This window comes from Streptomyces carminius (genome assembly GCF_002794255.1).
GTDB classification, from domain to species: Bacteria; Actinomycetota; Actinomycetes; order Streptomycetales; family Streptomycetaceae; genus Streptomyces; species Streptomyces carminius.
On record NZ_PGGW01000040.1, the window covers coordinates 175,229 to 188,236 of the forward strand.

Annotated in this window: 12 protein-coding genes and 1 pseudogene; 7 read left to right on the forward strand and 6 right to left on the reverse strand. The window is 74.1% G+C overall.

The genetic code is table 11. The annotated features are described in order from the left end of the window. Positions 1–73: 73 nt before the first annotated feature. The 3 genes from CUT44_RS12695 to CUT44_RS12705 all read left to right on the forward strand — a co-directional run bounded on the left by CUT44_RS12695 (position 74) and on the right by CUT44_RS12705 (position 2,844). A complete protein-coding gene (locus CUT44_RS12695) occupies positions 74–1,012 on the forward strand; it encodes a DUF3152 domain-containing protein (RefSeq protein WP_100202068.1) in 939 nt (312 codons plus the stop codon). 112 nt (positions 1,013–1,124) lie between these two features. Further along, a complete protein-coding gene (locus tag CUT44_RS12700; RefSeq protein WP_100202069.1) occupies positions 1,125–1,832 on the forward strand; it encodes a class I SAM-dependent methyltransferase in 708 nt (235 codons plus the stop codon). Between the two features lie 124 nt (positions 1,833–1,956). Then, on the forward strand, positions 1,957–2,844 hold the full coding sequence (locus CUT44_RS12705) for a TIGR03620 family F420-dependent LLM class oxidoreductase (protein WP_100202070.1): 888 nt from the start codon (positions 1,957–1,959) through the stop codon (positions 2,842–2,844). Between the two features lie 81 nt (positions 2,845–2,925). Here the strand turns inward: CUT44_RS12705 and CUT44_RS12710 are convergent, their stop codons facing one another. After that, positions 2,926–3,540 (reverse strand): GNAT family N-acetyltransferase, encoded by a 615-nt coding sequence (locus CUT44_RS12710; RefSeq protein WP_100202071.1) that lies wholly within the window; start codon positions 3,538–3,540, stop codon positions 2,926–2,928. Between the two features lie 184 nt (positions 3,541–3,724). After that, a complete protein-coding gene (gene wrbA / locus CUT44_RS12715; RefSeq protein ID WP_100202072.1) occupies positions 3,725–4,336 on the reverse strand; it encodes an NAD(P)H:quinone oxidoreductase in 612 nt (203 codons plus the stop codon). Between the two features lie 428 nt (positions 4,337–4,764). Between wrbA and CUT44_RS12720 the strand changes: the two genes are divergently transcribed. Beyond that, complete coding sequence (locus tag CUT44_RS12720) at positions 4,765–5,796, forward strand: DUF368 domain-containing protein (RefSeq protein ID WP_199185691.1); 1,032 nt, start codon at positions 4,765–4,767, stop codon at positions 5,794–5,796. A 107-nt stretch (positions 5,797–5,903) separates the two neighbouring features. Here CUT44_RS12720 and CUT44_RS12725 read toward each other — a convergent pair. After that, a pseudogene (locus CUT44_RS12725) lies at positions 5,904–6,536 on the reverse strand (HAD family hydrolase); the annotation flags it as partial. Positions 6,537–6,596: 60 nt separating this feature from the next. Then, positions 6,597–7,241, reverse strand: a complete 645-nt coding sequence (locus CUT44_RS12730; RefSeq protein ID WP_100202108.1) for a TIGR03086 family metal-binding protein — start codon at positions 7,239–7,241, stop codon at positions 6,597–6,599. Positions 7,242–7,305: 64 nt separating this feature from the next. Between CUT44_RS12730 and CUT44_RS12735 the strand changes: the two genes are divergently transcribed. Then, entirely contained in the window at positions 7,306–8,271 is a 966-nt protein-coding gene (locus tag CUT44_RS12735) for a helix-turn-helix transcriptional regulator (RefSeq protein ID WP_100202074.1), read from the forward strand. A gap of 107 nt (positions 8,272–8,378) precedes the next feature. Here the strand turns inward: CUT44_RS12735 and CUT44_RS12740 are convergent, their stop codons facing one another. Then, positions 8,379–9,902 carry a glycosyltransferase family 39 protein gene (locus CUT44_RS12740; RefSeq protein ID WP_100202075.1) on the reverse strand — a complete coding sequence of 508 codons (1,524 nt, stop codon included), beginning with the start codon at positions 9,900–9,902 and terminating at the stop codon, positions 8,379–8,381. 128 nt (positions 9,903–10,030) lie between these two features. On the opposite strand from CUT44_RS12740, the gene CUT44_RS12745 reads away from it, so the two are divergent. Then, complete coding sequence (locus CUT44_RS12745; RefSeq protein ID WP_100202076.1) at positions 10,031–10,711, forward strand: response regulator transcription factor; 681 nt, start codon at positions 10,031–10,033, stop codon at positions 10,709–10,711. After that, positions 10,698–12,191 (forward strand): sensor histidine kinase, encoded by a 1,494-nt coding sequence (locus CUT44_RS12750; RefSeq protein ID WP_100202077.1) that lies wholly within the window; start codon positions 10,698–10,700, stop codon positions 12,189–12,191. The genes CUT44_RS12745 and CUT44_RS12750 overlap by 14 nt, the downstream gene beginning before the upstream one ends. Positions 12,192–12,335: 144 nt before the next feature. Here the strand turns inward: CUT44_RS12750 and CUT44_RS12755 are convergent, their stop codons facing one another. Beyond that, the gene (locus CUT44_RS12755; RefSeq protein ID WP_100202078.1) at positions 12,336–13,001 is read right to left on the reverse strand and encodes a TetR/AcrR family transcriptional regulator; all 666 of its coding nucleotides are present in this window, start codon (positions 12,999–13,001) and stop codon (positions 12,336–12,338) included. Positions 13,002–13,008 lie beyond the last annotated feature (7 nt).

Genomic DNA, 13,008 nt, shown 5'->3' on the forward strand with positions numbered 1-13,008 from the left:
CCGGTCTCCCCCCACGAGCCGATGACCCATCAGCTGACCGACCGTCCGTACCCGGCCCAGGGAGAACTGCATCGTGGGGCGCCGCCGCACCGATCGACGACAGCACACCGCCCGGCGCGACAGCCGCCGCGGCCGCGGCAGCCGCCGCCGGAAACGCCCGCACACCCGGCTGCTGGCCTCGGTCCTGACCCTCGGCGCCTTCGCCGGCAGCGGCTTCCTCGTCGTCCAGCAGGGCACCGGCGCCTCCGACGAGACGGCCGCCGGTGACACGCTGGAGAGCACCGTCTCGCCCGCGCCGTCCCCGTCCGTCCCGGACAGCGCGGCCCCGTCGGCCTCCCCCTCGGTCTCGGCCCCGGCCTCGCCCTCCACCTCGGCCTCGTCCTCCCCGTCGGCGACCGCGTCGCCCGGGAAGACCCCGGGCGAGAACCCCGAGAAGAAGACCGAGGTCCCCGCGACCGGCCCGGGCACCTTCACCACCGGCCGGGCCGGCGGCGAGACCGTCGGTAAGGGCACCATCCGCACCTACCGGGTGCAGGTGGAGGACGGCGCCGGCGTCTCCGCCGGGCAGGCCGCCCGGGAGGTGGCCGCGATACTCGCCCATCCGCGCGGCTGGACCAACGACGGCGTCAGCGGCTTCCGGCCCGCCTCCTCCGGCACGGCCGACCTCACCGTGAAGATAGCCACCCCGGGCACGGCCGACGCCCTCTGCGGCGCCGCCGGGCTGAACACCCGCGGCGAGCTGAACTGCAGCATCGGCGGCACCGTGGTGGTCAACCTCAGGCGCTGGGTGCTGGGTTCGCCGCAGTTCTCCGGCCCCGTCTCCGAGTACCGGGCGCTGATCATCAACCACGAGGTCGGGCACAGCATCGGCCACGGCCACGAGACGTGCCCCGGCCCCGGTCGGCCCGCGCCCGCGATGATGCAGCAGATCAAGGGCCTCAAGGGCTGCGTGGCCAACGCCTGGCCGTACGACGAGAACGGGAAGTACCTCGGCGGCCCGAGCGTCCCCTGACCGCCGCCCTTCCGCCACCCCGCCGGCTGCCTCTTCGGGCTCCGTCCGGCGTCCGCGGGATGCCCTGTCGGTTCCCGTTCCGGATCCGCCCCGCGGGTGTGAGGATGCCCTGATGAGCCGCCACTTCCCGCACCCCGGACACCGCGGCGGCGATCCGGCCGCCACCGCCGCCGTCACCGCGGCCGTCGCCGCGTACTGGGACGCCGCCGCGCCGTCCTTCGACGACGAGCCGGACCACGGACTGCGCGCCGCGCCGGTCCGCGCCGCCTGGGCGCGGCGGCTGGCGCGGTGGCTGCCCGACGCCCCCGCCGACGTGCTCGACGTCGGCTGCGGCACCGGCTCGCTGTCGCTGCTGGCGGCCCGGGCCGGGCACCGGGTGACCGGCGTCGACCTGTCCCCGCGCATGGTGGCGCGGGCCCGGGAGAAGGCCGCCGCCGAGCGGGTGACCGCGCACTTCGCGGTGGGGGACGCGCAGTCGCCGCCCACCGGCGGACAGCGCTTCGACGCCGTGCTGGCCCGGCATCTGCTGTGGACCCTGCCCGACCCCGCGGCGGCGCTGGCCCGCTGGGCCGACCGGCTCCGGCCGGGCGGCCGGCTCGTCCTAGTGGAGGGCCGGTGGCGGCAGTCGGCGCGGGACGCCGGCTCGTACGTGCCCGGGGCCCGGGCACTGCCCTGGTACGGGGGCGTCGGCGCCGCGGAGCTGACCGCCGCCGTGGCACCGCCGGCCGTCCGGGTGCGCGTCGTACGGCTGGAGGACGACACGGAACTGTGGGGCGGCCCGGTGGACGACGAGCGGTACGCCCTGCTGGCGGACATCTGACGGCCGCCCGGCGGCGACACGGCGGGCCCGGACGGTGGAACACCTTCCGTCGAGGCCGGGGTTGGGGCATCGTCAGGGCGGCGGGCGGACCGCCCGCCTGACCACCGACACCGGGAGGCAGCACATGGGTGACGGCACGACGGGCGGCGCGCGTTCCCTGGGAGACCTCATCGGGCGCCACGGCGTCTTCGGCGGGTTCCCGGGAGCGGACCCGGCCCTGCTGACGGAGGCCGCCGCCGAGCTGGCGGAACTGGGCTTCGGCACCGTGTGGCTCGGCCACAGCACCGTCGAGGAGGCCGCGCCGGTCGTCGCGGCCGTCGGCGGAATCACCGTGGGCACCGCGATCCAGAGCATCTGGCGGTACGGGGCGGCGGACACCGCCGCGCGGTTCGCGGAGCTGGAGGCCGCCCATCCCGGGCGCTTCGTGCTGGGCCTGGGCGTGAGCCACCCCCAGATGGTGGCGGGCTACCGGCGCCCGCTGGCGTCGATGTCCGGCTATCTGGACGAGCTGGACGCCGCCGGGCGGCCGGTGCCCGCCGGACGGCGCGTGCTGGCCGCCCTCGGGCCGAGGATGCTGGGCCTGGCCGCGGAGCGCGCGGCGGGCGCCCTGCCGTACCTGGTGACGTCCGCCCAGGTGGCGGCGGCCCGCGAGACGCTGGGCACCGGGCCCGTCCTCGCCCCCGAACTGGGCGTGGTGCTGGAGACGGACCCGGCGCGGGCCCGCGCCCTGGCCCGCGAGGCCCTGTCGTTCTACCTGGGCCTGACCAACTACACCGACAACTGGCTGCGCGGCGGCTTCACCGCACAGGACCTCTCCGGCGGAGGGAGCGACCGCCTGGTGGACGCGCTGTTCGCATGGGGCGACGAGGACCGGGTCCGGGCCCGGGTGGACGAGTTCCGGGCGGCCGGGGCCGACCACATCGCCTTCCAGCTCATCGGCGGGGCCACCGAGGGCGGCCTGCCGCGCGAGGGCTGGCGGCGGCTCGCCGCGCTCACGGCGGCCGGGGACTGACCGCCCCCGGGACCCTGCCCGCCCGTCTCGCGCAGCCGCTCCGGGAAGGCCCGCACGGCCTGTCCCGGTCCGGCCGTGACGTCATCCCGGCCCGGCCACCGGCCGCCGCTCCAGACGCACCCAGGCCGTGACGGTCCCGTCGCCGTGCCGCTCCAGATCGGCGCCCGCCACCGTGAGCAGCCGCCGGACGGCGGCGTTGCCCGCGGTGGTGTGCGCGTACAGCCGGGTGGCGCCGCGCTCCCGGGCGGCCGCCAGCAGCCGGGCGAACACCCGCGTGCCCACGCCCCGGCCCCGGTAGGAGCGGCCCAGCCACACCCCCGCCTCGACCGCGCCCGGCTCCGGACGCGGGGCCAGCCGGGCGGCGCCCGCCACCCGCTTCGCCGGCCGTCCGGCCTCCCCGGGCTCCGTCACCACGACGGCGTAGGTGGCCTGGTCCGGCGCCGGGCCCAGGGAGTGGGACCGGTGGAAGCGCAGGAACGCCTCCCGACGCGCCTCGGTCCACCCGGCGGCCCCGGCAGTCTCCGGTGCACCGCCCGGCGCGCTGTCCGGCGTACTGCCCGCCGGGCCGTCCACCGGGCCGTCCGGCGGCATCACCTCGGCGGGGTCGGCGTCGGTGACGGCCGTGTCCAGCAGTTCCGTCAGCAGCTCCGCGTCCAGCGGGCGGAGGACGACGAGGTCGGGAGGCGTGGGGTTCATGGGGGCACGATGCCCGACGCGCGCCCGCCGCCCAACGGCTTTTCGGGCCGAACGGACCTCCCGCCCGGGGGAAACCGGCCACTTTCCCGGCGTTCCCTCCCCCGCACGCCCTCACCCGGCCGGCGGGGAGGACGGGACCGCCCCCGTCCTCCCCGCCGCCGGTCAGCCCCCGGTCAGCCGTCGCTCAGCCGTCGCCCTTGAGCTTGCCCGCGACGGTCACCACGCGCCGCGTCATGTGGTCGAGCGCGTCGTGCTCCGCCTCGGTGAGCGGAGCGTTGTTCTCGGGTCCGGTGACGTGGGAGACGCCGTAGGGGTTGCCGTCCACGAACTTCAGCGGCTCGGTGTAGCCCGGCGGTACGAGGATGCCGCCGAAGTGGATGATGACGTTGTAGAGCGTCAGCAGGGTCGACTCCTGGCCGCCGTGGGCGGTCTGGGAGGCGGTGAAGCCGGCGTACACCTTGTCGGCCAGCAGCCCCTGCATCCACTGCGGGCCCAGGGTGTCGATGAACTGCTTGAGCTGGCTGGAGACGTTGCCGTACCGGGTGGGCGTGCCGAACAGCACGGCGTCGGCCCAGACGATGTCGTCGGGGCTCGCCTTCGGCTCGTCCTTGATCTGCTCGTAGTGCCGGGCCCACTCCTCGTTGGAGGAGATGGCCTGTGGCGGGGCGAGCTCCTCGACATGCCGCAGGCGCACCTCGGCGCCCGCCTTCTGCCCGGCCTCGACCAGCCGGTCGGCCATCTTCTGGATGGTGCCGGTCGACGAGTAGTAGATGATGGCCAGCTTGACGTTGCTCATGTGTGCGACGACTCCTCGTTCACATCGGCGGCGGTGGTGGTGCCGACCGGTTCGGCCCGCGTGCCCCGTGCTCGGTCGGCCCGTACGGATCAGCGAACCCTTTGCACCTTTTGATGCGGTCTACACGCCATCCGCCGCTTCTCACCGCTGACGGCCGCCCCCGGCCGCTCTCCGCGCGCTCCCCGCGCGCCTCGGCACACCCGGAGCGCACCCGGCCGGGCAACGCCGCCCGGGTTCCGCGCCCGAAAAGATCCAAACCTCCCCGGTGGCCGGTGCCCGTTCCGGCCCGGAGGCCGGAGCACCCCGCCGGATCCGGAACAATGGCCCCGACAGCCGTACCGGCCCGGGCCTCCGGCCGCGAACGGCACCCGTGCCGCGCTCACGCAGCACCCGAACAGCAGCACCCGAACAGCAGCGAAGGAGCTCTGGTGGGGGACACCCAGCGAAACAGGGCGGCGGCGTCCGCCTGGCCCGCCCGCGGTCTCGACGTGGTACGCGGCGCGCTCATCGGCACCGCGGAGACCGTGCCGGGCGTCAGCGGCGGCACGGTGGCACTCGTGGTCGGCGTGTACGAGACCGCCATCGGCTCGGCGAGCCACCTGGTCAGCGCCGCCCGGCTGGCGGTCGCGGACCTTCCCCGCGGCCGGGGCCCGTCCCGGGCCGCGGCGGAGGTACGGGAGGTCCAGTGGCGGGTCCTCGTCCCGCTGCTGCTCGGCATGTTCGCCGCGCTGATCCTGATGGCCGGCCTGGTCGAGCACTGGGTGGAGACCCAGCCGGTGCAGAGCCGCGCCCTGTTCTTCGGCCTGGTCCTGGCCTCGCTGTGGGTGCCGTTCTCCATGGCCTCCCGGGCGCCGCTGCGCGGCGGCGGCACCGCGTCCTGGCGGCCGGGCGAGATACTCATCGCCCTGGTGAGCGCCGCGGCCGCCTTCGTGATCGTCAGCCTGCCGCCCGGTGAGGTGGAGGCCACCCCCGTGGTGATCGTCGCCGCGGCGGCGATCGCGGTGTCGGCGCTGGTGCTGCCGGGGCTGTCCGGCTCGTTCCTGCTGCTGACCTTCGGGCTGTACGAGCGGACGCTGTCCGCCGTCAACGAGCGGGACTTCGGCTATCTGGGCCTCTTCGCGCTCGGCGCCCTGCTGGGGCTGGCCTCCTTCGTCAAGCTGATGCAGTGGCTGCTGACCCACCGGGAGCGCATCACCCTGGTGATACTCACCGGTGTGGTGGCGGGCTGTCTGCGGGCGCTGTGGCCCTGGCAGGACGAGGACCGCGCCCTCCTCGCGCCCGGCGAGCACATCGGTGCGGCGGCCGGCCTGTGCGCGCTGGGCTTCGTGGTCGTCGCGGGGTTCGCGGTGGCGGAGCACCGCGTGGCGTCCCGGCGCGCCACGGCCGACCTGCGGGCGGCCGAGGCGGCGCGGTCCGAGGACACCATGATCCTCACCCCGCCCCGCGACCCGTCCCGCTGAGCGGTCCGGCCTCGCGGGATCCCGCCTCCGGCCGTTCCCTCTCCTTCTCCTTCTCCTTCCCCTCTCCCTTCCCCTTCCCCTCTCCCTTCCCCGCGGCCCGGACGGACCGGCCGGAGGCCCAGCGCCCCGGCCAGCCCGTCCGGGCCGCGGTACACCAGGCCGGTCATGCCGAGCGCGGCGGCGGCCGCGACGTTCTCCGGCCGGTCGTCCACGAACAGGCAGCGGGCGGCGGGGACCCCCGCCCGCGCGGTGGCGAGCTCGTAGATCCCCCGGTCCGGCTTGGCGACCCCTTCCAGCGCGCTGTTGACGACCCGGTGGGCCAGACCCGCCAGCCCCATCGCCGCCAGGTCCTCGTCCAGCTCCAGCGAGGCGTTGGTCACCAGCACCAGGGGCACGCGCTCCCGCACCCGGCGGAGCAGGGCCACCACCGCCGGGTCCGCCCGGAACGGCGCCCCGGCGAGCGCCTCGCCCAGCTCGCGCGCCCGCGCGTACGGCAGCCGCGGCTCCCGTTCCGCCAGGGCGAGCGCGACGGACTCGGCCCACCGCCGCCGGGTGACCCGGCCCAGCAGCAGCGGCAGGTCCACCTCCGGAGCGAAGGCGACCGCCGCCGTGGTGCCCTCCGGCAGTCCGGCGGCGCGCTCCAGCGCCGTCAGCCGGGAGGTGTCGTAGAAGCGGATGACGTTGTCCAGATCGCACAGCACCGCGTCGAAGGGGCGGCCGGCAGGGGCATCGGTCGTCACCGCCCCACCCTCGCACGGGCCCCGGCCCCGGGCCACCGTCCGGGTGTGCGTGCGTGCGGGTCAGCGGGCTCCGGCCGGCCGCCGCCCGTACCAGGCCGCCAGCCGGTCGGCGGCGGGCGCCTCCGCGGGGACGTCCACCACGGGTCCGAACGGCACCGGGCCGCCGCGCCGGTCGGCGGGCATGACGCGGTCCCGGGCGGCGAGGAGGGTGCCGAGCACCTCCGGGTCCCAGTCGGGCCGCTGCCCGGTCGCGGTGGCCAGGTCCCAGGTGTGGACGGTCAGCTCGGCGGTGTAGACGGGGGCGACCGCCGCGCCCGGCAGCACCGCGTGCGGAGCCTGCAGCGGCCGGTCCAGGACCGCCGGGTCCGACCAGGCGGCGAGCGCCTCGCGGGCGGCGTCCGCCCAGACGGCCGTACGCCCCTCGTCGGTGACGCCCTCGGCGAGGCCCGGCAGCCCCCGCGGGTCCCCGCCGCGGCCGGTGGCGGCCACCCGGCGCAGTACGGCGATCATGTGGTCCGCCAGTTGCCGGACGGTGTAGTCAGGGCAGGGGGTGGGGTCGCCGAGCTGTCCGGGGCGGACGGCGGCGAGGACGGTCCCGGCCAGGGCGACGGCCCGGTCCAGGCCGGCACGGGGCTCGACGCCGCCGGATCCGGCGGTGGTCCCGCCCGTGGTGGCACTCGTGGTTGCGCTCGTGATGTCGGTCATGGAACCCATCCTGCTGACCGAACCGGCCATCTCCTGACCGGTTTCCGGAGCAGAATCGACTGCCATGAGAGCCGACCGGCTGGTGGCGACCCTGCTGTTCCTGCAGACACGCGGGCAGGTGACCGCGGCGGAGGTGGCCGCGGAACTGGAGGTGTCCGAGCGCACGGCCCGGCGCGACCTGGAGGCGCTGGCGCTGGCCGGCGTACCCGTCTACGCCCGGCGCGGCCGGGGCGGCGGCTGGTCGCTGGTCGGCGGCGCCCGCACCGACCTCAGCGGACTGACCGCCGCCGAGACCCGGGCGCTGTTCCTGCTGGCCGGGCCGTCGGCGGTCACCCCCGAGCTGCGGACGGCACTGCGCAAGCTGGTACGGGCGCTGCCCGCACCGCTGCGGCCGGGCGCCGAGGCCGCCGCCGGGGCCGCCGTCGCCGACGGCACGGACTGGACCCGCGCCCCGGCCGACCCCGGCGGCCCCTTGTCGGCTGCCCTCCAGCGGGCCGTGCTGGACGGGGTCCAGGTCCGGCTCGGCTACGCCGCGCCGGGCAGACCCGCCGGTGAGCGGACCGTCCACCCGCTGGGCCTGGTCGCCAAGGCCGGTGCCCGGTACCTCGTCGCCGGCACCGACCGCGGCCCGCGGACCTTCCGCCTGGACCGGATCGTCTCCGCCGAGCCGACCGGCGAGCCCGCAGTCCGGCCGGAGGGCTTCGACCTCACCGCCCTCTGGCGCACCCTGGCCGGGGAAATGGAGGAGCGGCTGAGCGCGGCGACCGTACGGGCCCGGGCCGAGCCCGCCGCCGAGCCGCTGCTGCGGCGGCTGTTCGGCGGGCTGCTGCGCGTCACCGGCCGCCCACCGGACGGCGGCCCGCTGGAGATCGAGGTAGACGGTCCCGCCCCGCAGGCGGTGGCCTCCCGGCTGGCCGGGCTGGGCTCCCGTGTCGAGGTCCTCGCCCCGCCCGAGGCCCGAGCACACCTCGCCCGCCTGGCGGCCGACCTCACCGCCCGCTACGGCCCGCCGCCGCAGGACGGCCCGTAGGGCCGTACGCGGTGGCCGCGCGGCGGAGGCCGTACGTCCCGGCGGCCGGGCCGCGCTCGCACGACCGGGCTCCCGTTCGGCTTTCCGGAGTGACGAACCGCCGGTTCCTACGAAACAGCCTCAGCAGCCGTTGTACGGGGCTCATAGACAACGACCTGCGCCCCGTCCACTCTTATGGTGCGCTCCTTGATGAAGTGTTCTGCCAGCACCCTCTCCTTCATCAGGTCCGCCTCGCCGCGTTCGACATGATTTCCTGTGGGTTCCGTCACCACGATGATTCGTGCGCTGCTGCGCATGCGCGCGCGAATCCAGGAGGAAGGCAGTTCGGTGCCGTAGAGATCGTGCGAGGCGGCCGGAGTGCGCGCCTGGGCTACGTCGAACATCTTTCTGTGCACCGAGGGGTAGGCCAGTGACCATGCGCGCCTCTTCACGGACAGGTAGACAATTCCGTCACCGGGAGCGTATTCCCTGGACAGGACCGTCGCCAGAGCGGTGACGTTGTCCGACCGGCTTTCCGGTGCCCGCAGCCTGAGCGACTCGGGTATCAGCAGTGCGATCGCCGACACGACAGCCAGTGCTGCGGTCACTCGCAGGCTGCGCCCGAGTTCAGGGACACGGTCCAGTGCGGCCCCCAGGAGGAGCGCCAGACCGACGAGACCATAGAGCACGTACCTCTCCACGTAGAGAGGCTTGTGGAGAGAAATCAGCACGAGAAGCGCGGTGGGGAGCACGAACAGAGGCAGGGCGATCGCCCGTAGACTGAAAGGCGGTTCGGGAGAATGCTTTCCAGCGCCCCTCGGGGAAGCGAAGCAGAAGAGGGCTGTCGCGATGGAGAACTGCATCGCGAAGCGCCGGTACTGACCACCGGTGACACCGTTGATCCACGCGACCTGTTCGGATTGCATCATTCCCAGGACCGCAAGGGGTGCGGCGCCCGCCATGACCAGAAGCGTGGTGTACGCCCACGAGCGCCGCGCACAACCCGGCAGGACGAGGGCATGCGCCACGAAAGCAAGGGCGGCGAACTGGTGCAGGATGCACGCCGCCAGCATAAGGGCGCCGTACACGATCCACGGCGCCGTCAAACCCCTACGCTTGACGGCCACCGGGGCCCGGCAACTGAGCACCGCGCTCACAAGGAAATATGTGGCCCAGACGACGAGTGCGCAGACCAGCGAGTACGAGCGTCCCTCCTGTGAGTATCTTTGGACAGCCGGGAGCAGGGCGAAGGAGAGACCTGCCAGTATCCCCGCTCGCGTCCCCGCCAACCGGGCGCCGAGTGCCGTGACTCCTGCCGCCGCCAGCGCGCCGGCGAGAACGGAGGGAAGGCGCAGCACCAGGAGGTCGGTCCCGAACACAGCGAACAGCCCGTGCATGAGAAGGTAATAGGCGCCGTGCACGGCGTCCACGTTGCCCAGCGTCTGCCACAGGTCCGGCAGGCTGCGGGAAGCCAGTCCGAGAGTCGCGGCCTCGTCGTGCCACAGGGTGTCGTCCCTGCGAATTCCCCATACGCCGAGAAGGGTGGACAGCAGAACGGGCAGGAGCAGGGGAGCGAGGAATCCTCGGCGGGCGGGCGCGGAAACTTCCCGAGGCGGGTTTTCCGTATCGTCGACAAGGTCGAGCAGGGACATCGGCGGCAGGGCCTTTCAGCAGCGGCGGAGAAACTCCGCCAGCGTGCCCGGACCTCGTTGACCGGATGCTGACCCAACCTGACCGGCCGATCAGGAAAGCGATCCGGCGCTGTGCGAGGCTGCACCACATGCGCATCCTGGTGGTCGAAGACGAGGTGGACCTCGCCCACACCCTGCACACCGGTCTGACCGCCGAGGGCTACAGCGTCGACCTCGCCCATGACGGCCGCCAGGGACTGTGGATGGCCCGGACCGGTGACTACGCCCTTGTCGTACTGGACCTGATGCTGCCCGGACTCAACGGCTACAAGGTCTGCGCCCAACTGCGCCGGGAGGGCAACGCGACCCCCATCCTGATACTCACCGCCAAGGACGGGGAGTGGGACCAGGCGGAGGCCCTGGACACAGGGGCCGACGACTACCTGGCCAAACCCTTCTCCTACGTGGTGCTCGTCGCGCGGCTGCGGGCCCTGGTCAGACGAGCCGCCGCGGTCGCCCCGCCCGTCCTCGCCGTGGGCGACCTCTCGCTGGACGTCGCCGGCCGGGTCTGCCACCGGGCCGGGACCCGGGTGGACCTCACGCCCAGGGAGTTCGCCGTGCTGGAGCTGCTGGCCCGCCGGGCGGGCCAGGTGGTCTCCAAAACGGATCTGCTCTATCACGCGTGGCCCGACGAAGCCGAGGATCCCAACCTGGTGGAGGCGCGGGTCAGCTCCCTCCGCAAGAAGGTGGACGCCGCGTTCCGCCGGCAGTCCCTGCAGACCGTACGGGGTACCGGCTACCGGCTGGTGGACGACCGTGAACGCGACTGAGCCGCGCCGCCGCCGGTGGCCGCGTTCGGTACGGGCCCGCACGGCCCTGGCCGCCGCCTCGGCCGCCGCCGTCCTCCTGGCCGGCATCGGCTGGTGGGTACACCACGACCTCTACCACCAGAGCACGCGGATCGCCGAAGAACAAGCCCGGAACAATCTCCTCGCTCTCGTCGATCAGCTGAAGGAGGGCGCGGTTCCCGGCCACAGGAGCGCCGTACCGTACGAGGTGGTCGCGACCGGCCGACGCACCGCTGTCGCCTCCGGAGGAGGCATGGAGGACTTCGATCCCGGCGCCCGCCATGTGCTGCCCGCCCCGTCCGCGCTCTCCGCCTCACCGGACGGCGGTGCGGACTGGGGCTACACGATCCGTCCCCTCCGCATACCGGAACGCCGCGACTACGACCCCGGGCACGGACTCGACCTGGCCGGTGGGACCTACCCGGTCCTGTACGCCGACATCTGGGCCGGTGAACTGGGCAGCGACAAAGCCGCCGCTCTGGGCGTCACCGCCGACGCCACGCTGCGGGCCTATGTGGTGCTGCTTCCGGACACGGCCGAGGCGATCACCGAGACCACCGACCGCCTGCTGCTGCGGGCCGGCCTCGCCGGCCTCGTGCTGATCGCCGCCGCCGTCTACTTCACCGTCCGCATCGCGCTGCGGCCGGTCGAGGCCATCCGCGTCCTCACCGCCTCGGTCACCCCGAGCGACCCCCGCGAACGCGTCACCGTCCCCGCCACGGGACACGAGATCACCGCCCTGGCCACCACCATCAACGCCACCCTCCAACGCCTCGACGACGCCGCCGACCGGCAGCGCCGCTTCGTCGCGGACGCCGCCCACGAACTGCGCAGCCCCCTCACCACACTGCTGGCCGGCCTGGAGGTCGCGCTCGCCTACCCGGAACGCACCGACTGGCCCGCCACAGCCACCACCGCCGCACGACAGACCCGCCGTCTCCACGCTCTCGCCGAAGACCTGCTGCTCCTCGCCCGCCTCGACACCCGCGCTCCCGTGAGCGGCTCCGAAACCGTCGACCTGGCAGCCCTCGCCTCCCGGCTGACCGAGCAGTACCCCCTCACCGAACGGCCGCTGGCTCTCGCTTGCGACAGCACCGCCCCCGCACACGTCCACGGAAACCACGACGATTTCGAACGGCTGCTGCGCAACCTCCTCGACAACGCCGCCCGCCACGCCGCCCACCGCATCCAGATCACCGTCCGGAACGAGGACGACCGGGTCGTCCTCACGGTGCACGACGACGGACCGGGCGTGCCCCCCGAGGACGCCGAGCGCGTCTTCGAACGCTTCGTCCGGCTCGACGACGCCCGCTCCCGCGACCACGGCGGCACCGGCCTGGGCCTCGCCATCGCCCGCGACCTGGCCCACCGCCACCAGGGCACCCTCACCCTGGTCCCCCGGACCCTCGGAGCATGCTTCCGGCTACGCCTTCCCCGAGCCCCCGCCCCGGCCGGGGAATGACGCACCTCTCCACAGGCCCGGAGAAGAGCGTTGACGCGGAGTCCGAAGTGGCCAGGGCCGGTGGTCCGGGCTTGGGCACCCCGGCCCCTTCGCCGTCCGGGCGCGAGAAGTGCAGAGGTTTCGACCTGTTCAGCGCAACGCGGGTCAGCGGCGGGGCAGCACGCCCAGGAGGGTTGCGGTCAGGGCCAGCTCCAAGGAGTCCTTCAGTTCCAGGTGGAAGCGGGCCAGGTCGGGCTCGGCCTGGTAGGCCGCCTGCAGGCTGGGCGGGGGTGTGCTGTACGCCGACAGCGCGCCGGCCATGACCATGGTCTGCAGGCTGAACAGTGTCGCGTTCTCGCCCAGCTCCGGCAGGTACTTCAGGAGCAGGGAGGTCATGGTTGTCAGGCGGTCCAGGGAGGCGCGCTTGTAGCGTGCGACGACCTCGACGGAGACATTGCGTTCCAGGACACTGCCCTGTGCGCCGAAGAGGTCGCACAGCACCACTCGGCCGGAGAGTGAGCGGCTGAGGATCTCGGCCACCGCTGCCGCCCGCTCGGCCATGGGTGGATTCTCGTCGATGCCGGCAGCCAACTCGTCTGCCAGTTCCGTCAGCCACTCCTGCAGGAAGTGGTCCAGCAGTTCCAGCAGCACCGCCTCACGAGACTCGAAGTAGCGCAGCACGTTCGGCTTCGCCAGGCCCACCCGGCGGCTGAGCTCGTTCAGGGTGACCGCGGCCACAGGCATTTCCTCGAGCATCGCCGACGCCGTGTCGAGGATCGCCCGTCGGCGGATCTCCCGCTGCTCCTCGGTTCGCGCCCGCTGGAAAGTCACGATCGCC